The following is a 25,941-nucleotide window of genomic DNA, read 5'->3' on the forward strand; positions in this document are numbered from 1 at the left end:
TTTTTTTAGATAATAACATTCACTTTCTTTGCATCAGTAATCTGAGCTTCAATAACTTTTTTGGAAGAAAGATTACGCACTTTAATGGTTTCACCTAATGTACCATCTTCCAGAGCCACACCATCCATACTAACAGTTAAATTATTATCATTGACTACAATAGAAACATGTTCTCCTTTATTAATCAATTTTGCTGCCTCAATATTATGAGGATTCAGCGGGCTATTAGGTGAAATATTTTGTTTACAAATTTGTCCTACTAATAAGTCCTTTTCAGTGAAATAGCCTTTATTTAATCGTTGTACATCCATTTCTGTTTGATAGATATCATCTTGAGTAAGTCGACTGCCTTTTATTAGAGCACGTTTTGCGACATAGATCGTTTTTAAAACGGTTATTTTAACAGGAACATACAAGGACCAGTGATTGTCATTTTCTTGGCATTTAATACCCATTGTACTGGTACTTAAGATAGGGGATTGGTAGGGGTTAAAAACAAGGAGCTTATCTTCAGCACATGCTTTGAGATTTAAACGAGAATCAATTTTATCCGCCGTAACCCGAATTGTTCCCTCTTTATATGAAGAAAGTTCATTGCGTATATGTTGTTCTATTTTGTTCGTTAATACTTCAAGTGATTGTATTGTATCAGCATGTAATCCTGTACTTGCAAAAAATAGTAAAACACTTAGTATGCACTTGTTCACAAATAATCCCTCTTTGAGTAACTTGTTGTAAATAGCAAATATTATGCCAATTTCAGGAGAATTACATGATGATTCGTTTCAGTATTTATGCAGCGATTTTATGGATATGCCAATTACCGGTTCATGCAGAAACTCATCATCCTCAAGAGTTCTTGCAATCAATTAGTGGTACCAAAAATGAAGGCGAACAAATTTATCATCATTTTTGTGCAAATTGTCATGAAAAAAAACCATTAATTCCTCTCGGTGCGCCCAGAATTGGCGAAGAATCCGATTGGAAAATGCGTTTAAAACAAGGGATGGAGGTACTCTTTAAGCATACTGACGAGGGTCTAAATGCAATGCCTGCAAGAGGGGGGTGCTTTGAGTGTACTGATAAACAGTTAATGCGCGCCATCCAATTTATGCTTCCAAAACAACCCCAAAAGTAATCATTTAATAGTCTTAGAGCGCATAAAAAAAACACAGTGTAAAAAATATTTATAAAAAAACCTAAACCTATTTTTAAATCTCCCGATAAATAAGAAAAAAAGAGGGAGAAATAAAGTGAAAAAATATCTAGTGTTGGTACCAGTGTGTGCTTTAGCAACATCCTGTGCTTCCATGGATAGGTCAGTCCCTGTAGTTGATGATGCAGGCTATACTCATTATACGATGAGCATGCAATCAGACCATAAGGGCTCAAATTACTTTCCCATGAAAAGACCGGCAACAGGGAAAAAAGTGATTGTATTTGACCCTAAAGCAACAGCATGGGCAGCTTACGATAGAGACGGTAATAGGGTAAATACTGGTAGTGCTTCCGGGGGAAAGGATTTCTGTGAAGATGCTGGTAAACCATGTCGTACTGTAACCGGAACATTCAGTGTTTATTCTAAAAAAGGCGAAGATTGTACCTCCAGTATTTATCCATTAGAAACACATGGTGGTGCAAAAATGCCATACTGTATGCATTTCCATGGGGGCTATTCCATTCATGCAGCATATGAAGTACCTAATTACAATGCAAGCCATGGTTGCATCCGTGTTTTACCCAGTGCAGCAAAATGGTTAAACGAAGATTTTGCTGATATTGGTACGACAGTGATTGTTAAACCCTACTAATCAGTTTGGCATCAGTGATGTTTTGGTGTCCTATTAGCGAAGAATCAGCATGATAATCTCCACTTCTGCCCTGCGTTATGCAGGGCTTTTTCATTTGATTTTTTCAGAAACTCTACTTTAGAAGATGATTGCTTCGTCGATATGGTACTCGAATCATTATGTATTTGCGTACACACCCTGGTTGGGCACTGCATGTCTCCTCGCACTCCTCTCTCTGTAGTGTGTTTCCGAAGAAATCTATTATATACATTCATTTTTGCTGACTAATAACTTGCTAATAAGAGAATCGCAATTTACTATCGTGTTTTTTAAATCTGGATGCATGACATTATGATTCTTTGTATTGATGTTGGAAACTCTCATATCTATGGTGGTGTTTTTGATGGAGAAGAGATAAAGCTTCGTTTTCGTCATACCTCTAAAGTAAGTACATCTGATGAACTGGGCATCTTTTTAAAAAGTGTTTTAAGAGAAAATAATTGTTCTCCGGAATCAATTAAACAGATTGGTATTTGTTCTGTGGTACCCCAAATTGATTACTCCTTGCGTTCAGCCTGTGTTAAATACTTTTCTCTAGAACCTTTTTTGTTGCAGGCTGGAGTTAAAACGGGTCTTAATATCAAATATCGCAACCCCATTGAAGTCGGGGCTGACCGAATAGCCAATGCAATTGCAGCAACTCATAGTCATCCAAACCAAAATGTGATTGTTATTGATTTCGGCACTGCAACTACCTTTTGTGTTATTAGTGCTCAAAAAGCATATATGGGCGGTGCAATTTTACCTGGAGTTAGGCTCTCTGTTGATGCTTTATCAAAAAATACAGCAAAATTACCTGCTGTAGAAATCATAAAAACTGAAAATGCAGTGGGGCGCTCGACAATAGAAAGCATTCAATCCGGTGTTTATTATGGTGCAATTGGTGCTTGCCGTGAATTGATTCAACGTCTGAATCAGGAGGCTTTTGGCGCTGAAAAAGCATTGGTATTGGCAACAGGTGGTTTTGCCTCCTTATTTGAAAAACAAGGCTTGTATGATCATCTGGTTCCTGATTTGGTTCTGCAAGGAATAAGACTCGCTGCGTTGATGAATTGAATAAGCCAAATGTAGATAAAAATACCAAGCTTTTTTGGTTCTTCTGGGCAGTATTTTAATGCATAGTCTTTAGTTAGAGGTAAAACCTTGTGCGAACCAGACTTAAAGTCATATGTCTGTAATCCAAATTCATTGTGCATCACTTCATAAATCTTATGTTTTAAATAGCTCCTTTTTAAATAAAGCATTTCCTAATTTCCTGCATGATTGGATGAAATCCATAAAGCAGGTCTCAATTTTTTAATTCAATGCATGGTCGCAATTTTTTCATGCAAATCAATTTTTAATCATTCGTTTCATAATCCATCAATAAATTAACTAAAAAGTGGTTTTTTATCTTGACGCATGGAGAAATGTGTTTCTATAGTGTAGAAAAGTGGGGTAAAATATTAAAAAAGTGGAGAATTGTGGAAGAAAAAAACTTCCACATAAAAAAACATGTTTCGCGGAATAAATGCCATCACCATTGATACTAAAGGGCGCTTAGCAATCCCTACGCGTTATCGATCCGCGCTGGGTGCTGAAGATAAAACGCCTTTGGTGGTGACTATTGATACTGAGGAAACATGCTTATTGCTCTATACCGCGGCTCAATGGCAGATAATTGAAGATAATTTGCAGAAATTACCCAGTTTTAATGCTGCCGCACGAAGAATACAGCGTTTATTGATTGGACATGCGACTGATGTCGAATTAGACGCGAATGGGCGGGTGTTACTACCCACTGTTTTAAGAAATTATGCACAGTTGGAAAAAGATGTAGTGATGATAGGCCAAGGAAATAAATTTGAAGTTTGGAATAAGGATCTTTGGGAAACCCGACGTGAACAATGGTTGGCTGAGGAAAGTTCCGGAACTAGTGGCTTACCCGATGAAATGAAAACGTTTTCTTTGTAATGGAAACAAAAATGGCAATGCATCAATCAGTATTACTTCATGAATCAATAGAAGCCCTGGCGATTAAAAGTGGAGGCATCTATTTTGACGGTACTTTTGGCCGTGGAGGTCATAGTAGGGAAATTTTGCGTCATTTAAACGATCAAGGTCGTTTATATGCCATCGATAAAGATCTGGAAGCAATCGCATATGCCAGGGAACATTTTGGCCAAGATAAGCGTTTTCATATATTTCAAGGTTCATTTGCACGAATTGAGGAGTTTGCCACCGAAGCAGGAGTGTTGGGAAAAGTAGATGGTATTTTGTTGGATTTAGGCGTGTCTTCACCACAATTGGATAATCCAGAAAGAGGTTTTAGCTTTATGCAGCAAGGACCATTGGATATGCGCATGGATTTATCTCAACCAATGAGTGCTGCGCGATTTGTTAATGAAGCCGAAGCAGAAGAAATGGCTTCTGTTTTCAGATTGTATGGTGAGGAACGTTTTGCAGGCCGAATCGCAAAGGCAATTGTTGCTGCAAGAAATATAGCTCCTATTTCCACAACCTTGCAATTGGCAGAAATTGTGAAAGAAGCAAATCCTAAATGGGAAAAACACAAGCATCCTGCAACACGTGTGTTTCAAGCAATACGAATTTACATCAATCAGGAATTAAATGATTTAAAGAGTTGTCTGGAGCAATGTCTAAATGTTCTAGCGCCGCAAGGAAGGCTGGCAGTGATTAGTTTTCACTCCCTGGAGGATCGCATAGTCAAACAATTTATGCGTAATAAAGAAGAAGGGGCCAAGCCTCCCCCGGAAGTGCCCATTCGTTATGAGGCATTAAAAACAAATTTTAAAAGAATAGGTAAGGCGATTATGCCACAAGAAGTTGAAGTAAAAGAGAATGTTAGATCTCGAAGTGCTGTACTAAGAATAGGGGAGAAATTAGCATGAACGCTGCGGCGAAAGTAATCAATCAAGGTACCTTATTTAATGGTCAACTGGCAGATATGCATATGTCAAAATCATTATATATGCTGATTATATTATTAGTTGCAGTGTTAGTGAGTGCTTTGGCTGTTGTATATAGTACCAATTCATACCGAGTGACTTTAAGTAAAGTAGAACAACAGGAGCAGTTAACTCACTATTTACAGCTGCAATGGGGGCAATTACTCTTAGAACAAGCAAGTTTAGCTACACCCGCACGAGTAGAGGAGTTGGCTGCTGAAAAATTACAAATGGTTTTACCAACATCCACAAATACTTATTGGTTACAAGCACAGCAGTAGAAGTTTTTGTTTTAAACGAGTACCATTGCCGTTTGGTTTTAGTGTAACGTAGCCTGGGTGGAGTATGATGGTAACCTGGGAGTTTTTGTGCAATCAAACCCAGGTTATGGCATGGCCTTTACCCTGGCTACAGATGGATTATATCCATGAAAAACTCAACTCATTTAAACAGACTGATTGTAGTATCTACTTTTTTTGCATTGATTTTACTCATTTTGATTTGGCGTATGGTTGATCTCACTGTACTGCATCGCCAATTTTTACAAGGGCAAGGAAATGCCCGCAGTTTGCGGGTTGTAGATATTCCTGCACATCGAGGGATGATCATGGACAGGAATGGTACTCCTTTAGCAATTAGTACTCCTGTAGAATCGGTATGGGTGAATCCGAAAGAGTTTTCACCCGACAAAGAACAATTTATGTCCTTAGCTGAATATCTCAATTTAACTCCCCAGCAATTAAGTAGAAAAATAGTAGATGCAGAAAAAAAAGAATTGGAATTTCTCTATCTACAAAGACAATTGCCACCGCCCTTGGCTAAAAAAATAAAAACGTTAAAAATCCCTGGTGTTAATTTTCAAAAGGAATTCAAACGTTATTATCCTGATTCGGACAGCATTTCCCAATTAATCGGATTTACCAACGTAGATGATCAAGGTCTGGAGGGAATTGAACTTGCTTATCAAGACTGGCTGAAGGGGGTTGTTGGTAAAAAAAGAGTGATAAAAGATCGTTTAGGACGAATTATTGAAGAACTAGGTGTGATAAAAGAACCACGTCCGGGACGTGACATGGCTTTAAGTATTGATAGGCGTTTACAATATTTAGCATACAGTGAATTAAATAAAACGGTTGATGAATTTGCTGCAAAATCGGGTTCTGTTGTGGTAGTTGATACAGAAAACGGTGAGATTTTGGCTATGGCTAATGTTCCTTCGTATAATCCCAATTCTCGGGGACGCTACGATAAAGATACTTACAGGAACCGAGCTGTTACCGATACATTTGAGCCTGGTTCAGTCATTAAAACGTTTAGTATTGCCAGTGCCTTGGAAACCGGTCTATTTAAGCCCTCAACGATTATTGATACGAATCCAAGTTGGATGAGTGTTCAAGGCCGTACGGTTCGCGATATTCATAATTATGGTGTCCTTGATGTAACGGGTGTATTGCAACACTCAAGTAACGTAGGGGTCACAAAGATGGTTTTAGCCAGCCCTCCAGAACAATTAATTGGATTGCTGCAGCGTTGCGGTTTTGGACAACGAACAGAAAGTACTTATCCTGGGGAAAGTGAGGGAGGAATTGTTAGTGTTAAAGATGCAAAACCGTTTGTATTGGCAACATTAAGCTTCGGTTATGGCTTGTCGGTTACAGCATTGCAATTAGCTAAGGCTAATATGGTTTTTGCGAATAAAGGTAAATTGATTCCAGTAACTTTACTGCATAATGATCCACCAACAGCAGGTGTGCAGGTAATGAAATCTGAGACAGCTCAACAGGTTTTATCTATGATGGAAGCAGTTTTAGGGAAAGATGGTACTGGAAAAGCAGCAAGAGTACCTGGTTATCGAGTAGCAGGAAAGACAGGGACAGCACGTGTAGCTGGAAAGGATGGCTATAAGGACAGAAAATATACTGCAAGTTTTATAGGTATTGCACCGGTTTCAAAACCCAAGTTTGTTGTAGTAGTAATAATTCATGAACCTTCACGTAAAGGTTATTATGCTGCAGCAGTTGCAGCTCCCCTTTTTGCTAAAGTGATGTCGGGGGCTTTGCGATTGTTTAATATACCTACTGATGAGCTGGTAGGGTAAAGCGCGGCCCGTAAACGATCTTTATAAATGTAGCCTAGGTAGCATAGCGGAACTGGGATGCAGTATTTCATAAACTGGGTTTCTCTGCGCTGCATCCAGGCTATTTTTTAGAACTATTAGGAACCTAGTGATGAAACTTTCACAATTATTAAAACCTTGGATGCATCACGTAAAATCGGATTGTACCGTGACAGGTCTGGAAAATGACAGTCGTCGCATTCAACCAGGGGATTTGTTTGTAGCTTATGCAGGTGCAGCAGCTGATGGCCGTTTATTTATAAATAAAGCTGTTTCCGCCGGTGCTGTTGCGATTGCTTATGATCCCTCTCATTTCCCCAAGGACTACATATTACCTGAGTCGATTCCTTGTATTCCTGTTCCAGAGTTAGCGACGCAGCTGGCCGCAATTGCAAAGCAGTTTTATGACGATCCTGGTCGCCATTTAACGATAACCGGAGTAACTGGAACCAACGGCAAAACAACAATTGCCTATCAATTAGCTCAGGCCCATCGTTTACTGGGACAAGGAGCAGCATATATTGGTACAATTGGACAAGGTAATGTAGATAACCTCCAATTATTGGATAATACAACTCCTGATGCGCTGTGTTTACAGAGGTTATTACATCAATATAAAAATCAAGGTATCAGGCAAGTATGCATGGAAGTATCTTCTCATGCTCTTGCCCAGCATCGAGTTGATGCGATTGAATTCAAGCAGGCAATATTTACCAATCTAACACTGGATCATCTGGATTATCATATAAATATGGAAAATTATGCAGCTGCAAAGGCCATGTTGTTTGCCAGAGAATCATTACAATGGGCGATTATTAATCAAGATGATCCTTATCAAAGAATAATGGCGGAGGCAGTTAAGCCTCATGTAAAGAAATTAGCTTATGGAATACACCAGAATTGTGATGTAAAAGTCGTAGATTGGTCCATGGATATAAAGGGTACAGAAATTGAAGTGCGCTCACCATGGGGACAGCATCAATTAAGAATAAAAGCCCTAGGACAATTTAATATTTATAATAGCTTAGCTGTATTTAGTAGTTTATTGGCTTCTGATTATGCACCTACGCAAGTTGTAGAGGTGATGACAGAATTAAGAGCAGCTCCCGGAAGGATGGAAATTATTGCCAATGCTCCTTATGTACTTGTAGATTATGCACATACTCCCGATGCATTGGAAAATGCGCTGCTTACTTTAAATCAATTAAAAAAAGGTCGTTTGTGGGTGGTGTTTGGTTGTGGGGGTGACAGGGATAAAAGCAAGAGACCGGTGATGGGACGTGTTGCAAGTAAGCTTGCGGATCAAATCATAATTACCAGTGATAACCCACGCACAGAAGATCCACAAATTATTGTCAATGAGATAGCACAAGGTATACCAAAATCTTCCAATGTCATTCAACTTGTTGAGCGTGAAGAAGCAATTGCCTATGCATTAAATGAAGCCGCTGAAAATGATGTGATATTAATTGCAGGTAAAGGACATGAGGCCTATCAACAGATTGGCTCAGTAAAATATGCTTTTTCAGATCAAGAGGTAGTAAAAAGATTAATCCATAAATAATTTGGTTAGATGATTTGTAAAACAGAGGGTTGTAATTTTTTGTAGCCTGGGTTTCATGAAACGTCACCCAAGCTACAGTTTTTCTTAACGAGCTTTATGTATGTATTGCTTGAACTTCATAGGTGACATTTCTTCATAGTCTTTAATTGCCACTGCAAAAAGGTCAGGGTTATTTGTTTCATAAATACAAACTAATTCATCGCCTTGACCAGACTCAGGAATACCTGGAGCAGTCAAACCTGCTAAAATATCATTAGTGATATCTATTGTATCTTCTTCAGATTCTGCCTCTACAGGCCCAATCGCAAATCCCCAGCTAGAAGAAGTATTGTAGTGATTTACTGAATAACCAATATAATAATTGTAACCAAGCTGCGAAGCCATTGTAATTCCTACAGATTGAATATCACTCAATTTAGGACATACAGCTTCCTCTGCAAAAGCCGAACCAGCGAGAACTAATGCTGCTGCAAAAGTTGATAATTTTACTCCTAAAGACATAACACATACTCCTTTGTTTTTTAAAATCGGAAAAAGAGTATCATTTGATTTCCTAATTTACAATGGACCAGTTTGGATTTAATAATGAGCATCAAGCTATCAATTTGAGCTCTAGTTGATCTTGTTTTTATATACCTAGTAATAATTTGGTTTTATAGTTCAAAATTGAGTCCGCAAAGTATTGAGAAAAGTCATGGCGCGTTTGATGATTTTTACGCAAATTTAAGAATGCAGCTTTTTTGTCCGTAGCCTGTTTTAATGAAGAAGTTTCTTCAATGGGGTTGTAAATTTCTAAAATAGTTTCGTACCATAATTTATCCTTTTCATAGCTTAAAAATTGAGGCAACGAAGGAACTGCAAATTGTGGTGGAGCAAGACCTGCAATTTGGTGCAAAGCGGAGCTTACCAAAGCAATAGCAGCATATTTCGCCTCAAGACTATGACCGGCAATATGGGGGGTACAGATAGTGGCTTTATCGATGATTCGTGGGTTAATCTCAGGTTCATTAAGATATACATCGGTGCAATAGATTAGTGGTTTTGATGAGTGGAGAAGTTCTTCTTCATTAACAATTCCACCTCGTGCTGCATTGATAATAATGCAACCGGGTTTTAAGCGATCGAGAAAATTTTGATTAATTAAATTGGCAGTAGGATAGGGATGATTACTATGTAACTCTGCATGGATACATAGCAGATCAACTTGATACAATTCCTCTAAAGTACAACTTTGAAAAGCAGCAGGTTCACGTTTTGCTTTGAGAGGATCATAAGTGACAATTTCAAAATCGGCTGCTTGTAACCGTGCAGCAACCCTGGTTCCCACTTTTCCAAGACCAATGATGCCTGCTTTATTCCCATGGATAAGATGTTGTTGTTCCAGAAAAGAAAGACACGCAACCACATAATCAGCAACTGCTTGCGCATTAGAGCCTTTTGCGTCGATTACCTGAATATTCTGAGAGTCTAGCCAGAAGTGATCCAGATGATCAGTACCACTACTTGCAGTAGCAACATACTGCAAACGATGATTTTTTAATAAAGATTGATTTACTTTTAGCGTAGAACGACAAAGGAGAATATCTTGTCCGGGAAGTAACTGAGCTATTTCGTCGGGACGATTATATTCGGTTAAGTGAAAAGGCTTTGGAAAAGCCTGCTTCAATCCTGGAAGTGAGGCATCAGCAAGAATATTCATAGCGAATACTTATTCCATATCAAAAGAATGTACCATCTAAAATTTTTGTATTGAGCTCTCAAATCGTCAGCATTCATATCTTAAAAATGGAGCTTAGTGCGATAAGTCCTAGATTGATTAATGGGGTCAGTATCATGCCCAAAACACCTGTAAACACTAAAAGAATTAGAATAAAAAATCCATAGGGTTCTATTTTGGAGTAGGTCATAGCTTGTTTAGGAGGTAAAAGGCTACTAACTACTCGACTCCCATCTAGAGGTGGAATTGGCAGTAAATTTAATGCGGCCAAAATCAAATTAATAAATACACCTGCTTGAGCTGTAGCGTAAAGAAAAAGCACTGCCATCGAGGTGTTTGGATTTAAGATAAGGGCGATTTTGTCACAGGCAGCCCATAAAAATGCCATAAGAATATTCGCAAATGGTCCCGCAAGAGTTACCAGAATCATATCACGTCTAGGGTGACGCAATTGGTTCCAGTTAATTGGGACCGGTTTTGCATAACCAATGACAAAATTAAATTGAGTTAAAATACCAACCAGTAAGGGTATGAAGACAGTACCTATCGGGTCAATATGACGAAGAGGATTTAAACTTAATCGACCAAACATTTTTGCTGTAGTATCTCCACAACGATATGCAACGTACGCATGAGCTGCTTCATGTAAGGTGATGGCAAGTAAAATGGGAATGGCCCAAATACATATTTTTTGGATCAAAGTAAATTCTATCATTAAAAAAAACTGACCAGTAATCAATGTATTCTGATTCTATCGAATAGTTGCTTCCAATAACAAGTAAAATGGATCTAAAGTCTCCTTTTCTCTCGATGTCTTTCATTTTTAACGCGATTTCTTAGTTCTACTTGATGCAAGATGATTTTTTTAAATTGTTGATTAAAATGCAGTCATAAAGTTGATTGCTTGATCTGTGCGTGATAACATTCTGGCCGAAATTTAACTAGTCTAGGAGACAAAATGCCAGTATTGAATAAATTGCAGCCGGAACTTGTTAAGGCATTAGGTAAAGCGAGAAATTTTGAAGAGCAATATGAAGCCTTACGTAAAAAGAGCAACAGTGAATCGCTTAGAGATAATCAAGATGCAATTACATACGTTGATAACGTAATTAAAAGATATAAATTAATCAAAGGAACATCTCCCAGCTCTTCAGATTTAACAATACTAAGAGACTCTTATCTTAAACTGTTGAAAGAACATGCAGCTGAAGTCAGTGTGCTCTCATTTTCTAAACCAGAAGATGTTGCTTCCCGACTTAAAGAACTCGATTTTGACTCCGATACAATTGACAAAATGACTAAAGGCTTAGAGCAGGCAGGAGGTGATGAAGATACAGGCATCGCTCTTTTATTATCATTGATCATCTGCGAGCAAACACTTGAAAGTTGTTCTAGAAACGAACATGGGCATCCTAGTCGTCGTTTTTAATAAATTTAGACATTAGGAAGAGTAATTATGTTAGTGATGAAAGATTGTGCTATTGAGCCAGGTGATATTTTGTTTGTTGTCTCCAATAGCAATAAGCCTTGGGGGCGCTTAAAACAGGCGGCCCAATCACTAACTACTGCCGGCAACAAACATGGACATAAAGAAGTAATTACGGTGTTTGTTTGTACAGGTAAAAATAAATATGGCGTCATCTGTCATAATTATGAACGACAAATGAGCGTATCAACAGAAGCATTCATTCAGAATCTCCAAGAAAGCACTATAGAAGAATTGACAACGTTACTTCTGAGCTATTGCAATACGGAATTCAATGCAACCCAAATAAAAAACGCGCTAGCAGGCGGTTCTCTGTGGATGAAGCGATTGGCTGCTGAAATGACTGGAAATGAGGATTCAGATGAATTAATCAAGCGATTCCTTACTGCTACTCAAGAACGAAAAGCAAAACTAATTCAGTTACTGGTTACCTTCTGGCGTGCTTCAGGAGAAGCAGAAGTTCTGCCTGCGGTTCATTCAAGCTTATTAGTGTTTAAACATACTGATAGTGAACAAAGACAGAAATTTCTTACTGCATATCAAGAACAAGTTAAGGTTACTGAACGACTTCATAAACAAGGAAAAAGCCGAACCAGTTTCTGGGCTGTGATTAAATCTCTTTTTCAATGGTCAAATCAGCAGGATAAAAAAGACAGAGAAGGTATTACTCCCTCTGATGCAACGTTCTGTTCACAAAATGTGATGCAAGTTTTAAATCAGGTCGATCCTAATCTTGTACACAGAGGAAGACATGTGCTACCCAAAACCCTGGAGGCTGGACTTCGTGAAGCAACAAAATGTAGAAAAAAATCAGATGAAACTGTAAATCAGGGGCAGATTGATGATTTCGAAACGATGATTGCAGCGCAAGAACAATTTCTCCCTCCATTTAGCTTGCAAATTTTACCTGCAACCGGTAAAGAATTGATGAGCACATTATTGGCGGTGGTCGATAATGAAATTAAGCGGATTGAAACCAAACGATGGGCTAATCAAGAGGATAGAAAGAAAGCATCCGATTTGAAACAACTCCTTTTACCCTTTCGTGCTGAAAAATATCAAAAATATCCCATTAATTTGCAGGTTGATGTTGCATTAAAGCTTATTGCAACGTTACTCCCGACGCTACAGAGAAAAACAGGTTGGTTAGGTGAATGGTTCCCAGCAACTTCCTATGCCAATGTGCGGGCATTTGCCCGAACCCAAGGTATTTTTGACGGGGATATTCGTGACACATTGGAGAAATTAAAGAGTAATCCTTCACCCACTATTGAAGAGGAGGAGATGAACGAAGAAGAGGGTGATGATCTTGAGTCATTATCTACTGGTCAAATTTATATTTTCTCTGACTGGTCGTTTTCCAGTTGGCCAACAAGTAAACGTGAGTTGATGCTAAAGCATATGCTTGGTTTGCTTGCTGAAGGACATGAGCTATATACCTGGGAGAACGGACAACTGATCAAAAGAGATAAAGAGTCCTTAAAAAGTGCGATTAATGGTGCGGATTTTGATGATTTACTGGCTTCCAAATTAAAACCAGCAAACCAGGCTACAGTGCTTGCACAAGCACAACACCAACAATTAGATACAACACAAATTCATTTTCTTGATTATAAATTTTGTCGAGAATTGACAGATGATCGTGAGTCTATTGAGACACATCTTAATCAGGTTGCAGCAATATTTTCATCTAAATTAGATGAACAGCATTTAAACCAAACCAAGCAAAGAATTATTGATATAGAGCTTGCAAATTCTACATACGATCAAAAAGAGCAATTAGAAATGCAGACCTTGAAAAAGCGGATTGCAACTCAGAATGGAATAAAACAAAAAACATATCGAAGTGGTATCGATACCAGGGCTTTCGTGTCTCAACCATCACATCGAGAACCAATATTTAGATCAATTGATTTACTGAGTTTGACACCATCCGCAAAGTATTACCGTAATGAAGTGTATTCCGATCTGGTGATTCATGAAAATCCATCATCGCCATTTGAATATTTTGAATTAGTGGGAATGAATGCGACCGAAAATCTGGTGGGCTGTAAATATCAGTTTCATCCTGAAGGGTTAACAGAAAAACTAATCAATAATAGAAAAAAAGAATCAAATCTAGTTCTATTAGAAGGAAAAAAAAGATTAAGTTTGACAGAAGATTGGCAGGCTTTGCCATCTTTGCATCCAGGTGAAACATTACTGGATATCGCAATTAAAGGATTAAAAAAGGACGATTTTGAAATAAAGTACTCTAAGGAAAATCGTTTACATTACATTCGATTACTTAAACCAACAGCCGAGCCACGAGAAGCTTTTACTAATTTATTGCTACGTATGCACAAGAATTATCGAGCAAATCCTGTTTTTAATACGTTGAGTGCACTTTCTTCAGAGCACCAACAGATTCATCGCTTATTAATGAAATACCTCAAGTTTGGTAAAGATCGTGGAAAACTACGTAATGCCACTGGGGTCACGGTACATAACGGTAATGAATATCTTCAGGAAGCGAGAAAATTAAGTGTTGCAAGTTGTCGTATAAGAGCTATTGCTTTTAAAGAGGAAATGCAACAATTGTATCCTGAAGTTCCTGTCTCTATTGTTGTTAACTCAGATCATTGCTTTGTTGAGATGGAGTTGGATGGTCAATGGCAGAGATATTGTCTGGGTGGATATAGAGATACTCCAAGTTTAGTGGAATCAGTTAGGGAAGACACTTTAACGTCTACATACTCAAATTCTAAAAAGCAACAGTTTTTTACCGATAAACCGAAACAGCAGCCACAGGGTGATTTTCTTGTTGAAGAAGATATGTTCATCAACAATTTTGCTTAAAAAATACAAATGTTAGGGTGAATATTTTTAAGTTACTATGTAGCTTGGGTGAAACGCAGCGAAACCATGATGTTCCTGCGAGTATGTTGGATTTTGTGTCATGTGCCACCACAACCGAATTTTAATTGTTTGGTTTTATTAATAGCCCCCTTGGTTACAAATGTAATGACAACAAGTACTTGCATTAGTTTTTTAGAAAATCTTGTTAAATCCAAGTTAATGTATTTCCTTGCTTAATAAATGGATTTTGAATTGTTATTCTTCTTGATTTTTATGTAAACAAATCACTTGCTCGACTTTATGCTTTTATGAATAAGACCTTCTTTAATTACTTGTAGTAAGATGACTTTATTAAGATTCATTGAATGATTACAATGATTAAAAATTTTTAGGTTATAGGGAAATGCCAATATTAGATAAAATTTTGGGAAAACCTCTTTCTTCAAAGTCAAGGAAAAAGCAAGAATTATCAGTATTAACTGGAGTTCCTGCACTGGGATTAGACTCATTATCTTCGACAGCTTATGGTCCCGAAGCTGCACTCACAGTGTTATTATCAGCGGGGATAATAGGATTACATTATTTTTTTACTATTTCTCTATTAGTTGTTCTTGTTCTTGTGTCTTTATATTTTTCTTATAGACAAACAGCCGCAGCCTATCCACAAGGAGGAGGGTCATATATTGTTGCCAGTGATAATCTTGGGCGGAATTATGGTTTGGGGGCAGCAATTTCATTAATATTGGATTATTTGTTAAATGTTACGGTCGGAATATCGGCAGGTGTTGGTGCCATAGTATCGGCAATTCCGTCATTACATCCTTATACGCTTATATTATGTCTTGCTATCTTATTAAAGCAATTCAATTTGGAATGTTGCTTTCGGATGATGTGACAGCTGTTTTTATTGATGCAGGCTCTGGAGACGTTGATCGCTTGAAGCAGCTTTGGTCTGAAAAAATTGAATTGCCAGCCCAAAAGGCAGATAAAGGAATCCCTAAATTAGAAATTATTGAATCACCTTATCGCCGCATTTATAAGCCTTTATTAAATTTTGTGAGAAAAGTAAGAAAAGAGAGGCAAAATAGACTTATTGCCCTTATTATACCTGAGTTAGTAGAACCTAAATGGTATGAGTACTTATTACATAATATCCATGCGCCAGGATTACGTGCATTGCTTTTTTTAGAGAGAGATCCACGTATGATTGTTATTACAATCCCTTGGTATTTACGTGAGAACTAAAAAGAAGGATTTGAATTATGACGCAATTTGAAAAGTTGTTTAACTTTATGAAAAAACCTTGGGTTATTATTTTTTATGCAATTTTTGTTATTTTAGCCTATTATTTTTTAGATCGGTTGTTGGCAATTTATTTTCATCAGTTGAATCTTGAGGCCAAATTACCCTTTTTGGGTGTATTGACTGCCTTGGGCAAATGGATTGCTTATATTGTTTTGTTTTTTATTGCAGGATTGTATTTCCGATACATACAAGTTAATACTGTTTACGAAAATCGATCTTGGTATTTACTTGGTTGTGTGCTTTTAGCCAATTTGGTGTGTTTGATTTTGAAAGTTGCTTTGAGTCGTGCTCGTCCTGAGTTATTGTTCGCAAGTAATGAGTTTGGATTTTATTGGTTTAAATTGAGTTCAAATTATTGGTCTTTGCCTTCAGGGCATACAACAACAGTCATGAGTTTGGCTGCAGGATTGGGAATTCTTTTTCCTCGTTATTTTTATGTTTTACTTGTTGTTGCCCTGTTAGTTGCGGCATCAAGAATCTTGTTATGCTTTCATTATTTAAGTGATGTGATGAGTGCATTTTATATTAGTCTGTTGGTTGTTGGCTTTTTTACTGAATATGTTAAACGGAAGAATTGGTTCCATAAAATGGATTGTACTGTAAGATAACTAAGACTCTGGAGGGCCACCAGAGTTTTAACAGTATCGATCCTGATAGCCAATCTAGGGAGAGGTTATGACTATAGAGACTGAATTAAAAACTCTGGTTAGTATCTATGCCAGTTATGATGAAGAAAAAAAATGTTATAACAGTGAATTGAATCAAGAAGCTCTTTTACGCCTGGATGCTGATTTTATTAAATTAATTAATAAGTTGTTGCTTAAGGACGGTCCAGATAAAGCAAGAATTAAAAAAAATTATAAGAAATTGTCTTTAAATTTTCATCCAGACCTTATCGAAAGGTTTAGCCCAGAAGTCAAATGGATTGAGAAAAATTTATCTGAAGCTCGCAATGACGGGGCTTGTTTTAAAACATTAAGCCTCTGTTACGGAAAACTTACCTCACCCCAGGATTTTAAATCCATTAAATTTGATGAAATTACTACTCGGGAAGATCTTAAAAAGTGGATAGAACATTTAAGGAATACTTCTAGAACATTTACCGAGCGTAATTTTTATGCAAGCCTTCTAGGATTGCTTGACCAGTCAACAGGATATTTTGACGAAGTCGGAAAAATAAAACCGAAGGGTATACGTGCTTTAATTTCATTTCTTCCAATGGTTTTCATTAGTTTTGGTACTTTTGTTTTTGTAGAAGAATTATTTGCTGTTTATGCACTTTATTTCGCTTTGTTAAAAGGTGGACAGTATATTGGGTCTACCAACTCACAAGAATTGCAAAAACTTGGAACTACTTTGCAAAAAATTACTATGGTTTCTGCTACAACCACTACTACTTTATTAGTTCGTTTACTTGAAATGACTTTTTGGGCATCCAGACAATGCTATGAGATGAGTCTGCAAATAGGCTCCTCTCTTTTAACGCCATTAATTTGTGCTTCTCCTGAAATGAAATTTGATGCATCAATGGTCGATGAAAATTTATGCCGCGAATTAATTCTTGCAAGTCAAAATCAAAGTGTTAGTGAGAACTTCAAAACCCCCCAATTAAAAATGATTGCGGCGCCAATTGAATCGTACCTTGGATTATTAGAACTGCAATTTTTTAGAAATTGGCGAGCAGGAGGCGGGAAATATCGCGCATTAGATGCATTTTTATTGAGAATGCGTGTTATAGATAAAGACGATGAATTGAAGATTGAAGAGAAAATTGCTCAAACCTATGAAGCGTTGCAAATTGTGAAAGAAAATCCCAGTGTTTATACTGAGGGAGGAAAAACCGCCTTAGCAGTTGATCGGGCTGAACGTGTAATTAATCTCCTAAAAGAAGACTCTCAGATACAACTTTCTTTATTGGGTATGACTTAGTTCTTTGGCGATAGAAAAGCAATTTTGCGACTAGTTATCTTGTTTCATACTAAATTTTATGCATTATATCTGATGACGATATCGTTATCGAATTCGGTTAAATAAAAATAACCCCTTGAATTTAGCACGGTATCTCTGGCAAGATGCATTTGTTTTGATTATCCAGTGAGGAATTATGAAAATTCTCGTGGCAGTGAAGCGTGTAATCGACCCCTATGTCAAAATTCGGGTCAAATCGGACCATTCCGGAGTTGAAACACAAAATATTAAAATGGCAATGAATCCCTTTGATGAAATTGCTGTAGAAGAAGCATTACGCTTACGTGAAAATAATTGGGCTACCGAAGTGATTGCAGTAAGTATTGGCGGAGATAGTTCGCAAGAAACATTGCGGCATGCTTTGGCATTAGGTGCTGATAGAGCCGTTTTGGTTCATACTGAAGACTCATTGGAAAGCCTTAATATCGCTAAAATATTAAAAAAGATTGTTGATGATGAAAAACCAGATTTAGTATTGATGGGTAAGCAAGCTATTGATGGTGATAATAATCAAACGCCACAAATGTTGGCTGCTCTATTAAATTGGCCACAGGCTACATATGCTTCTAAAATAGAAGCAACAAGCGATCATCTGCAAGTCACTCGTGAAATTGACGGAGGTCTTGAAACAATAAGTGTGCATTTGCCCGCAGTAGTGAGTACCGATTTACGCTTAAATGAGCCACGATACGCCAGCCTCCCCAATATTATGAAAGCCAAAAAGAAACCGTTGGATATTAGGAAACTGGATAGTCTGGGATTGTCACTTAAAAAACATATTGAAGTATTAAATGTTACTGCTCCACCGACTCGTAGTGGTGGAGTTAAAGTTGACTCAGTGACCGAATTATTGGATAAATTACAGCATGAAGCCAAAGTGCTTTGATAAGGGGGAGTGATGAGCACTTTAGTACTCGTTGAACATGATAATCAAACATTACACCCATCTACTCGTAATGCTTTAGCTGCGGCATTGGAGTTGGATAAAGAACCGACCTTACTTATTGTAGGACATCAATGCAAGGCAGTAGCAGAGCAGGCTGCAACTCTTGCAGGAGTAAATGCCGTTTGGTACGTTGATAAACCTTGTTATGAACATGCTTTAGCAGAGCAATTAAGCGATTTGATTCTTTCCTTTGCGCATTCATTTAATGCCATAATCGTATCTGCCAGCACTTTTGGTAAAAATATTGCTCCACGTATCGCAGCTCGACTGGATGTAGCTCAAGTTTCTGATGTTAGTAAAATTATTGATAAAGATACCTTTGAACATCCAATATATGCAGGTAATGCAATAGAAACAGTACGCGTTCTTGATTCCATAAAAGTTTTAACCATTAGAGCAACAGCATTTAATCCAGTAACCGCAAGTCAGGGAAGTTGTTTGGTTGAACAAATTGATAAAGAATTTATCGCCAAAGAAAGCCAATTTGTTAAGCATGAGTTAAGCACGTCTGAGCGACCTGATTTAGGCAGTGCCAAAATTGTTGTCTCTGGTGGAAGAGGGTTGCAAAGTGCTGAGAAGTTTCAGTTGATCGAAGAATTAGCTGATGAGCTTGGTGCTGCTGTGGGAGCATCCCGTGCTGCTGTAGATGCAGGGTTTGTTCCTAATGATTATCAAGTGGGGCAAACCGGAAGGATAGTTGCACCAATGCTTTATATTGCTGTGGGAATTTCTGGCGCTGTACAGCATTTGGCAGGGATGAAAGACTCTAAGATTATTGTTGCAATCAATAAGGATGAAGATGCCCCTATTTTTCAAATCGCTGACTATGGTTTGGTTGGTGATTTATTCGAGCTCGTGCCGCAGTTAATAGCACAATTAAAAAACCGTTAGAGGGGAAAATGTATGTTAGTAGGTGTTCCAAAAGAAATTAAACCTCAAGAAAATCGCGTGGGTCTTGTTCCTTCTAGTATTGGGGAAATTATAAGAGTAGGGAGCTCTGTTATAGTTGAGAAGGGTGCTGGATTAGGAATCGGTATTTCTGATGATGATTATCGACATGCTGGTGCTGAGGTTGTGGATAGCGCAGATGAAGTGTTTTCCAGAGCTGAACTCATTGTAAAAGTAAAAGAGCCACAACCTATTGAGTGCAAGCGTCTTCGTGAAGGTCAAACTTTATTTACCTATTTGCATTTGGCCCCAGATCCTCACCAAGCGCGTATGCTGAAAGAGTCTGGAGTTACTGCTATTGCTTATGAAACAGTAACTGAGGAAGGTGGTGGTTTGCCATTATTGGCTCCTATGTCACAAGTTGCCGGACGTATGTCTATTCAGGCAGGTGCTCATTGCTTGGAAATGGCTCAAGGTGGTAGTGGTATTTTATTAGGTGGTGTTCCTGGAGTAGCTGCGGCAAACGTAGTAGTTATTGGTGGTGGTGTGGTTGGTACCAATGCAGTACGTATGGCTATGGGTATGGAAGCACGAGTGACTGTTCTGGATCGTTCTTTGCAACGTTTAAATGAATTGGATTTCCAATTTGGTTCTAAGATCAATACGATTTATTCCACTGCTGATGCTATAGAGCGATATGTTGCCAGTGCTGATTTGGTAATTGGTGCAGTATTAGTCCCCGGTGCAGCAGCTCCAAAATTAGTCACTCGAGCTATGCTTAAATCAATGCGCCCTGGTTCAGTATTAGTTGATGTGGCTATTGACCAAGGTGGATGTTTTGAAACAAGCCGTCCCACAACACATCAAGAGCCTACATATGTTGTTGATAATGTGGTGCATTATTGCGTTGCGAATATGCCCGGCGCGGTGCCAAGAACATCAACGTTTGCTTTGAATAATGCAACATTACCTTTTGTTTTAAGTATTGTAACTAAAGGTGTGAAGCTGGCTTTATTGAATGATAAGCATTTACTCAATGGATTAAACGTTCATCAGGGTAAGATTACGTTTGATGCAGTTGCTCGTGATTTAGGTTATGAGTATACACCTGCAGCTATAGCATTGGCTGGACGATAATACTCAATTAACAGAGTAAACATTCTCCTGGATTATGTTGGGTCGTAATTCAGGAGAAATGCATCGTCTCTAAAACGAACACAACCAGAATTAAATCTTTGAATCCGCATTAAAGAGTTGGAACGGACTTATTTTTAGCATTTAAATTTTCTTCATCGCGCCCAATTCTTTTTGTTACTTTGCCAAATTCTTCTAGTTCATGAGCTATTTTGGGATTATTCAACGTTCCATAACCTCTATGCATATCATCTCCGATTATTGTATAGCAGCCAATAATAAATTTATCTGCCTTTTCCCTGGTTGGTGCATCTTCTTTTGCAGATTTAGCCCATTCATCAACACTTTGTGCTAATTTTAATAAAACGTATGATTTTGTTGTTATACAATTATCCCATGCAAATGTCATTACAGGGTTCAAATCGTCTTCGGCTGCCTTAATCGCCTGTTCGACAAATTCAATCGGGATTGCTAAATCATGAATTACCGTGGCATCAAAAGAAGTTCCTTTAGCAATATGTGGAGATTCATTTGCAATGGTAGTCTTTAATTTTTCTGTCATCACAGAAGTAATTGTCAATCCTGGTGCTGGATTAACATATTGTTTCCATCCAGCTTCAATTGCTGACTTTAGGGTTGGTAATGGGCCCATCGGACTTTGGCGTCCAATAATTAATGGACGACTTTCTTTATCACCATCGACAGGTTCAATAACAATACCAACATGGCAAACATCAGATACATCTAATGGTTTGGAACGAACTTTCTCGGACGGTTGTAACCATGTCAACCATGCAGGGAAGGGGATTATGCCTCTAAATCCTTCCTTTTTTCCTCCTCCAATTTTTACCATGGCTCCTTGACCATATCTTTGGACAAGGCTATTTTCCTTACTATAGTCCCAAGTATCTAAGTCCTTGGGAGTGAGAGCAGTTGCTCTTTCCAAAGTGGCATGTCCTTTGGGTTTTGTTGAGTCAAAAATAACCCGGGTTTTATGTTGCTCGTACTGATCCCATCCATAGAGTACTGTGCATCCAACTAAAGTACCTACAAAACCAACTTTGGATAATTTAGCAAGTGTTCTCAGTTGAAAGGTTGCGTTACTGCTTGGCCCCTGACGAAATGTATTCCAAAAATTATGTTTAACTGTCTCTGATTTATCGGAAAAAAAATCATATTTCGTTTTCATAATGACCTCTTGATTATCTGATTGTGCACCAAATATCTATTCAAATAGGGCTTGGGATTCATGAAAAAACACTCTGCCTATGGTTATATCATATTGTATTAATATTAAGTGAATATTAAGTGTCACAATTTTTAAACTTTATGAATGTAACCTGACAGAGTGAGAACTTTTTTTGTAGTGATGATGTTGGTATTGGCTCGTAACAGAGCAATATTATTGCTTTAACAGAGGCGCGTTCTGACACGATTATTAGATGGAAATAGCATCACTTGAGTGTTTTGTAGTCTGAGTGAAGGACGTGTGCCGTAACTTGGGAGTTTTTATTAGGATACCCGGGGGCGCTTCGCTGCTCCCGGGCTGCATTGATTTTAAAATAGACTATCTTCGCTCATTGGAAGTGGTTGCTGATCATTATTCGCATTATAGATAGGTGTTGGATCTTCTTCCGATGGAACTTCCTTATTACGAAAATACTCGATAATACCATTTGCCTGATTTGGATGTGCTAATAAGCCGCTGTGTGGATCAATACGAACTGCGACTACATCCTCAGGTTGTTTTATTTCACTTTCAGGTTTTCCTTTCAAAGCAACTTTCATAAAGTCGATCCATAAGGGCAGGGCGAGTCCTGCTGCATATTCGTGTAAGGATTTAGGATTATCAAAACCAACCCAGGTTGTTACCACGAGATCAGAGTTAAACCCAGCAAACCATGCGTCCACTTGATCATTAGTTGTTCCGGTTTTGCCTGCTATATCCTGACGATTAAGCACTCTGGCTGCGCGGGCAGTGCCATGCTGAATTACATCTTTTAAAGCGGTATACATTAAAAAGTTAATATCTTCAGGAATAACTCGTGGTGCCAACGTTGAATGATCTACATTGCCGTCACAATTGTTACAAACAACAGTTGGTTTGGCTTGTAATAAAATTTTACCATCTTTATCAGTAATGTGGTCGATGAGATAAGGTTCAATTTTATAACCGCCATTAGCGAACACTGCATAAGCAGCAGTAAGATCCATAGGACTGACTGACAAACTACCTAAAGCCAAAGATAAGCCTCTAGGAAGAGTTTTCTTATTAAATCCAAAACGAGCCAGGAAATCAATCGTGTAATTAATACCGATATCATCAAGGATACGTATGGACACGAGATTTTTTGATTGAACCAGAGCTTGTTTTAAACGTGTTGGTCCATTGAATTTAAGATTCACATTATGAGGACGCCATAAGTTCGGTTGGCTTGGATCATCAACGACAATAGGTGCATCATTAATTAATGTTGCTAAGGTATAACCATTATTTAATGCTGCGGCATAGACAAAAGGTTTAAAACTGGATCCAGGTTGTCTACTTGATTGAGTTGCACGGTTAAATTTACTTTTTTGGAAGTTGAACCCTCCAACCAGGACCTCTATAGCACCATTTTTAGGATCGAGTGCTACCATTGCTGACTCAGCTTCAGGAATTTGTGCTAACTCCCAATGCTCCTTTGTTGAATGAACATAAATAATATCTCCCACAGCAACAACTTGCATGGCTTTAGATGGCGATTTTCCAACCCAGCCATTTTTAAGTGCTGGTCTAGCCCAAGATAAACCGGCCCAAGGAATAATAATAGCGCGCCCACTTTGTAAGGTGGCTGTTGCCTCTTTATCACCGACTTCGGTAACGACTGCTGGCGTAAGATGATTCAGTTCTGGATATTTTTCTAGAATTTTTTGAATTGAGTTTAAGGATTTGCTGTCATTCTCACCAATAGTGGCAACAGGTCCTCGATAACCATGCCGATGGTCATAGGCTATCAAATTTTTTTCGACGACATCATTGGCTGTGTTTTGTAATTTCCCATCAATAGTCGTATAAACTTTGTAGCCTTTAGTGTAAGCATCAGGGCCGAAATTGTCGTATAAAGATTGACGAATCATTTCAGCAACGTAAGGAGCTTTTACGTCAATAGGACTGCCATGATACTTAGCAGTAATTGGTTGATTTATGGCATTTTGATACTGTTCTTCGTTGATATAATGTTCTTCAAGCAAGCGTTCTAAGACGTGATCTCGACGTTTTTTCGCAGCAAGTGGATTTGCGATGGGGTTTTGTGTTGAAGGGGCTTGCGGAAGCCCTGCAATCATTGCTAGTTCTGCTAGATTTAATTCTTTGAGCGGCTTTCCAAAATAAACCATTGCTGCTGCGCCAACGCCATAAGCACGATTACCTAAATAGATCCTGTTAAGATATAGTTCGAGAATTTTTTCCTTGCTCAACTCTCGGTCTATTTTTATGGCCAGCATAATTTCATTAAATTTGCGCAAAAAGGTTTTTTTACGGCTTAAGAAAAAATTACGCGCAACCTGCATGGTAATGGTACTGCCACCTTGAGATTTTGTACCCGTTTTCACCATACGAACTGCCGCACGGCCAAGACCTAGAACATCCACACCAGGGTGTTCAAAAAAACGTTGATCTTCAGTGGCAATCAAAGCATTGATCAACATAGGTGGTATTTCATCGTAAGTAACTGGGATTCGTTTTTTCTCGCCATATTCCTGAATTAGCAGACCTTCCTTACTGAAAATTTGTAACGGTACTTGTAATTGTACTGTTTTCAACGAATCTACATTGGGAAGTTGACTTTCAAGATAGAGGTACAACAGACAGCCTGCTACAATTAAAACAAAAGACAGGCTCATCAGCGCCCATAGACCTTTACGCCAGAAGTATGCCATTTTCATAGAGTCATGTGATTTTAATGAAATTTGGGGGATATTATACAGTGATTCTCTATAAGATTGCGAGTTTTGTGCAAAAAAGAGGGTAATTTTACACTGGTTTCTAATGTTTCATTGAATTTTGTAGTAAAAATCCAATGAAACATAGGGAGTTGCCTAAATATATCGATGCTTTACTCCATTGTCACCTTTGAAACATTATCATCAAGCTCCTCTATTGTTGATCCAATTTGAGATGAGGAAGGCAGATTTTGGATTGATGGTGAAAAAAATCGAGAATTAATTCCTCCATGTCTTTGTAATGCGGGTATTCCAGCAAGACCAAAAATGGGAGGGTATGCTGAGAAACGTCTGAAGGGTGCTTCGCCTTCGCTTTGTCTTTTGATGTTCTCGAGCTCTGACTGTAGTTTTTGTAATTCCGCTTTTCTTTTTTCCAGTTCACTAGCTAATGCATCAATAGTCGTAAGCTGTTCTTTATTTTTTTCATTTAACGCCTCTATCCGGGTTTCAAACTCAGATTTTTGTGTCTTCACTAACAATTTTAGTTGTTCTAACTCTATTTTTTCAGATTCTTTGTCTGATTCTTTAGCTGATTTGTTCACTTTTTCGCTTTGCAACTCGAGAAGAGTTTGTTGTTCTGAACAGATGTTTGCTGCAATATCTTTGAGTTCTTCATTAGAATCTTCGGGCGTCATATGAAGTACAAAAAGAACTTCATCAATCAGTAGTTGACCTGAGTTACAGTATTTACTTCCTATATATCGATCATTCAATAAACCAGATAACTCTTTAACTTTAGAATCTTGGAGCATTACTGGATGCTTAAACCCTTTTTTTATGTTTAATAACTTTCTAAAATCAATGAATAATTGAGTTAATTGTTCTTGAAATACTTTTAATTCGTGTTCCTTGAACGGAGTTTTAATATCGAGTTGTTCCTTTAGAAAAGAGATCTTATTTAAAAGGAAAAAAAGGAATTCTTCTCGACCATGATAACCCTTTGTACACGCAGCGATCCTTCCTTCTAGGTACGGAACAAAATTTTCGTTTTGAATTATTTCTACTGCACGATCATGAGATTTTTTTCTGTGTATTATAGGGTCAACTGCAGTAACTAGTTTATCTTTAGCCTCGATATTGTCTTGGCTGTCATGATAACGAACTATAACGGTTGCCAATGCATAAATTAACTCTTCTAACCTAGTCATGAAAATCTCCTTTTCAAAGCATAAATGCGAAATCCCCTTACAAGTTGGT

Annotated in this window: 24 protein-coding genes; 17 read left to right on the top strand and 7 right to left on the bottom strand. The window is 38.0% G+C overall.

Annotated elements, in window-relative coordinates; all coding sequences use genetic code 11:
- Positions 1-5: 5 nt before the first annotated feature.
- Positions 6-707, bottom strand: a complete 702-nt coding sequence (gene flgA / locus ELY20_RS00955; RefSeq protein ID WP_110141270.1) for a flagellar basal body P-ring formation chaperone FlgA — start codon at positions 705-707, stop codon at positions 6-8.
- Positions 708-772: 65 nt separating this feature from the next.
- On the opposite strand from flgA, the gene ELY20_RS00960 reads away from it, so the two are divergent.
- From ELY20_RS00960 to ELY20_RS00995, 8 genes are all read left to right on the top strand, one after another.
- On the top strand, positions 773-1,138 hold the full coding sequence (locus ELY20_RS00960; protein ID WP_110141271.1) for a c-type cytochrome: 366 nt from the start codon (positions 773-775) through the stop codon (positions 1,136-1,138).
- Between the two features lie 115 nt (positions 1,139-1,253).
- Complete coding sequence (locus ELY20_RS00965; RefSeq protein WP_110141272.1) at positions 1,254-1,811, top strand: L,D-transpeptidase; 558 nt, start codon at positions 1,254-1,256, stop codon at positions 1,809-1,811.
- A 330-nt stretch (positions 1,812-2,141) separates the two neighbouring features.
- Positions 2,142-2,906 (top strand): type III pantothenate kinase, encoded by a 765-nt coding sequence (locus ELY20_RS00970; protein WP_110141350.1) that lies wholly within the window; start codon positions 2,142-2,144, stop codon positions 2,904-2,906.
- Positions 2,907-3,344: 438 nt separating this feature from the next.
- Positions 3,345-3,803, top strand: coding sequence for a division/cell wall cluster transcriptional repressor MraZ (mraZ, locus tag ELY20_RS00975; protein ID WP_110141273.1), 459 nt, complete (start codon positions 3,345-3,347; stop codon positions 3,801-3,803).
- A gap of 11 nt (positions 3,804-3,814) precedes the next feature.
- Entirely contained in the window at positions 3,815-4,741 is a 927-nt protein-coding gene (gene rsmH / locus ELY20_RS00980) for a 16S rRNA (cytosine(1402)-N(4))-methyltransferase RsmH (protein ID WP_110141351.1), read from the top strand.
- Positions 4,738-5,079 carry a cell division protein FtsL gene (ftsL, locus tag ELY20_RS00985; protein WP_058468367.1) on the top strand — a complete coding sequence of 114 codons (342 nt, stop codon included), beginning with the start codon at positions 4,738-4,740 and terminating at the stop codon, positions 5,077-5,079. Before rsmH ends, ftsL begins: the two co-directional genes overlap by 4 nt.
- A gap of 146 nt (positions 5,080-5,225) precedes the next feature.
- Positions 5,226-6,896 (top strand): peptidoglycan D,D-transpeptidase FtsI family protein, encoded by a 1,671-nt coding sequence (locus tag ELY20_RS00990; protein WP_110141274.1) that lies wholly within the window; start codon positions 5,226-5,228, stop codon positions 6,894-6,896.
- Positions 6,897-7,026: 130 nt separating this feature from the next.
- Positions 7,027-8,478 (top strand): UDP-N-acetylmuramoyl-L-alanyl-D-glutamate--2,6-diaminopimelate ligase, encoded by a 1,452-nt coding sequence (locus ELY20_RS00995; RefSeq protein ID WP_110141275.1) that lies wholly within the window; start codon positions 7,027-7,029, stop codon positions 8,476-8,478.
- A gap of 84 nt (positions 8,479-8,562) precedes the next feature.
- Here the strand turns inward: ELY20_RS00995 and ELY20_RS01000 are convergent, their stop codons facing one another.
- The 3 genes from ELY20_RS01000 to ELY20_RS01010 form a co-directional block, all read right to left on the bottom strand.
- Positions 8,563-8,979 carry a DUF4949 domain-containing protein gene (locus tag ELY20_RS01000; protein ID WP_110141276.1) on the bottom strand — a complete coding sequence of 139 codons (417 nt, stop codon included), beginning with the start codon at positions 8,977-8,979 and terminating at the stop codon, positions 8,563-8,565.
- Between the two features lie 127 nt (positions 8,980-9,106).
- Positions 9,107-10,177, bottom strand: a complete 1,071-nt coding sequence (locus tag ELY20_RS01005) for a 4-phosphoerythronate dehydrogenase (RefSeq protein ID WP_110141277.1) — start codon at positions 10,175-10,177, stop codon at positions 9,107-9,109.
- A 73-nt stretch (positions 10,178-10,250) separates the two neighbouring features.
- A complete protein-coding gene (locus tag ELY20_RS01010; RefSeq protein WP_110141352.1) occupies positions 10,251-10,910 on the bottom strand; it encodes a site-2 protease family protein in 660 nt (219 codons plus the stop codon).
- A 243-nt stretch (positions 10,911-11,153) separates the two neighbouring features.
- Between ELY20_RS01010 and ELY20_RS01015 the strand changes: the two genes are divergently transcribed.
- The 9 genes from ELY20_RS01015 (at position 11,154) to ald (ending at position 20,763) form a co-directional block, all read left to right on the top strand.
- Positions 11,154-11,624, top strand: a complete 471-nt coding sequence (locus tag ELY20_RS01015) for a coiled coil protein (RefSeq protein ID WP_110141278.1) — start codon at positions 11,154-11,156, stop codon at positions 11,622-11,624.
- A gap of 27 nt (positions 11,625-11,651) precedes the next feature.
- Positions 11,652-14,519 carry a hypothetical protein gene (locus ELY20_RS01020; protein ID WP_110141279.1) on the top strand — a complete coding sequence of 956 codons (2,868 nt, stop codon included), beginning with the start codon at positions 11,652-11,654 and terminating at the stop codon, positions 14,517-14,519.
- Between the two features lie 403 nt (positions 14,520-14,922).
- Positions 14,923-15,414 carry an APC family permease gene (locus ELY20_RS16935; protein WP_233590461.1) on the top strand — a complete coding sequence of 164 codons (492 nt, stop codon included), beginning with the start codon at positions 14,923-14,925 and terminating at the stop codon, positions 15,412-15,414.
- Entirely contained in the window at positions 15,393-15,764 is a 372-nt protein-coding gene (locus ELY20_RS16940) for a hypothetical protein (protein ID WP_233590462.1), read from the top strand. Before ELY20_RS16935 ends, ELY20_RS16940 begins: the two co-directional genes overlap by 22 nt.
- Positions 15,765-15,781: 17 nt before the next feature.
- Positions 15,782-16,432, top strand: a complete 651-nt coding sequence (locus ELY20_RS01030) for a phosphatase PAP2 family protein (RefSeq protein ID WP_110141280.1) — start codon at positions 15,782-15,784, stop codon at positions 16,430-16,432.
- A gap of 67 nt (positions 16,433-16,499) precedes the next feature.
- The gene (locus tag ELY20_RS01035) at positions 16,500-17,753 is read left to right on the top strand and encodes a J domain-containing protein (RefSeq protein WP_110141281.1); all 1,254 of its coding nucleotides are present in this window, start codon (positions 16,500-16,502) and stop codon (positions 17,751-17,753) included.
- A 175-nt stretch (positions 17,754-17,928) separates the two neighbouring features.
- Positions 17,929-18,678 carry an electron transfer flavoprotein subunit beta/FixA family protein gene (locus ELY20_RS01040; protein ID WP_110141282.1) on the top strand — a complete coding sequence of 250 codons (750 nt, stop codon included), beginning with the start codon at positions 17,929-17,931 and terminating at the stop codon, positions 18,676-18,678.
- Positions 18,679-18,690: 12 nt separating this feature from the next.
- Positions 18,691-19,629, top strand: coding sequence for an electron transfer flavoprotein subunit alpha/FixB family protein (locus ELY20_RS01045; protein ID WP_110141283.1), 939 nt, complete (start codon positions 18,691-18,693; stop codon positions 19,627-19,629).
- A 12-nt stretch (positions 19,630-19,641) separates the two neighbouring features.
- Positions 19,642-20,763, top strand: a complete 1,122-nt coding sequence (gene ald / locus ELY20_RS01050; protein ID WP_110141284.1) for an alanine dehydrogenase — start codon at positions 19,642-19,644, stop codon at positions 20,761-20,763.
- Between the two features lie 109 nt (positions 20,764-20,872).
- On the opposite strand, the gene ELY20_RS01055 is transcribed toward ald, so the two are convergent.
- From ELY20_RS01055 to ELY20_RS01065, 3 genes are all read right to left on the bottom strand, one after another.
- A complete protein-coding gene (locus ELY20_RS01055; protein WP_110141285.1) occupies positions 20,873-21,949 on the bottom strand; it encodes a hypothetical protein in 1,077 nt (358 codons plus the stop codon).
- A gap of 368 nt (positions 21,950-22,317) precedes the next feature.
- Positions 22,318-24,687: a penicillin-binding protein 1A gene (locus ELY20_RS01060; protein ID WP_110141286.1), complete on the bottom strand. Its 2,370-nt coding sequence runs from the start codon at positions 24,685-24,687 to the stop codon at positions 22,318-22,320.
- 170 nt (positions 24,688-24,857) lie between these two features.
- Positions 24,858-25,892 (bottom strand): hypothetical protein, encoded by a 1,035-nt coding sequence (locus ELY20_RS01065; RefSeq protein ID WP_110141287.1) that lies wholly within the window; start codon positions 25,890-25,892, stop codon positions 24,858-24,860.
- Between the last annotated feature and the right edge of the window lie 49 nt (positions 25,893-25,941).

The organism is Legionella qingyii (assembly GCF_003990155.1).
Classification (GTDB): domain Bacteria; phylum Pseudomonadota; class Gammaproteobacteria; order Legionellales; family Legionellaceae; genus Legionella; species Legionella qingyii.

Coding starts and splice junctions, on each gene's coding strand:
- ELY20_RS16940 (WP_233590462.1), top strand. CDS start 15,393: ATGTTGCTTTCGGATGATGTGACAGCTGTTTTTATTGATGCAGGCTCT.
- ELY20_RS01010 (WP_110141352.1), bottom strand. CDS start 10,910: ATGATAGAATTTACTTTGATCCAAAAAATATGTATTTGGGCCATTCCC.
- ald (WP_110141284.1), top strand. CDS start 19,642: ATGTTAGTAGGTGTTCCAAAAGAAATTAAACCTCAAGAAAATCGCGTG.
- ELY20_RS01040 (WP_110141282.1), top strand. CDS start 17,929: ATGAAAATTCTCGTGGCAGTGAAGCGTGTAATCGACCCCTATGTCAAA.
- ftsL (WP_058468367.1), top strand. CDS start 4,738: ATGAACGCTGCGGCGAAAGTAATCAATCAAGGTACCTTATTTAATGGT.
- ELY20_RS01005 (WP_110141277.1), bottom strand. CDS start 10,177: ATGAATATTCTTGCTGATGCCTCACTTCCAGGATTGAAGCAGGCTTTT.
- ELY20_RS00995 (WP_110141275.1), top strand. CDS start 7,027: ATGAAACTTTCACAATTATTAAAACCTTGGATGCATCACGTAAAATCG.
- ELY20_RS01045 (WP_110141283.1), top strand. CDS start 18,691: ATGAGCACTTTAGTACTCGTTGAACATGATAATCAAACATTACACCCA.
- ELY20_RS01065 (WP_110141287.1), bottom strand. CDS start 25,892: ATGACTAGGTTAGAAGAGTTAATTTATGCATTGGCAACCGTTATAGTT.
- ELY20_RS00990 (WP_110141274.1), top strand. CDS start 5,226: ATGAAAAACTCAACTCATTTAAACAGACTGATTGTAGTATCTACTTTT.
- ELY20_RS01035 (WP_110141281.1), top strand. CDS start 16,500: ATGACTATAGAGACTGAATTAAAAACTCTGGTTAGTATCTATGCCAGT.
- ELY20_RS00960 (WP_110141271.1), top strand. CDS start 773: ATGATGATTCGTTTCAGTATTTATGCAGCGATTTTATGGATATGCCAA.
- ELY20_RS01030 (WP_110141280.1), top strand. CDS start 15,782: ATGACGCAATTTGAAAAGTTGTTTAACTTTATGAAAAAACCTTGGGTT.
- ELY20_RS16935 (WP_233590461.1), top strand. CDS start 14,923: ATGCCAATATTAGATAAAATTTTGGGAAAACCTCTTTCTTCAAAGTCA.
- ELY20_RS00970 (WP_110141350.1), top strand. CDS start 2,142: ATGATTCTTTGTATTGATGTTGGAAACTCTCATATCTATGGTGGTGTT.
- ELY20_RS01015 (WP_110141278.1), top strand. CDS start 11,154: ATGCCAGTATTGAATAAATTGCAGCCGGAACTTGTTAAGGCATTAGGT.
- mraZ (WP_110141273.1), top strand. CDS start 3,345: ATGTTTCGCGGAATAAATGCCATCACCATTGATACTAAAGGGCGCTTA.
- rsmH (WP_110141351.1), top strand. CDS start 3,815: ATGGCAATGCATCAATCAGTATTACTTCATGAATCAATAGAAGCCCTG.
- ELY20_RS01060 (WP_110141286.1), bottom strand. CDS start 24,687: ATGAAAATGGCATACTTCTGGCGTAAAGGTCTATGGGCGCTGATGAGC.
- ELY20_RS01020 (WP_110141279.1), top strand. CDS start 11,652: ATGTTAGTGATGAAAGATTGTGCTATTGAGCCAGGTGATATTTTGTTT.
- ELY20_RS01000 (WP_110141276.1), bottom strand. CDS start 8,979: ATGTCTTTAGGAGTAAAATTATCAACTTTTGCAGCAGCATTAGTTCTC.
- ELY20_RS01055 (WP_110141285.1), bottom strand. CDS start 21,949: ATGAAAACGAAATATGATTTTTTTTCCGATAAATCAGAGACAGTTAAA.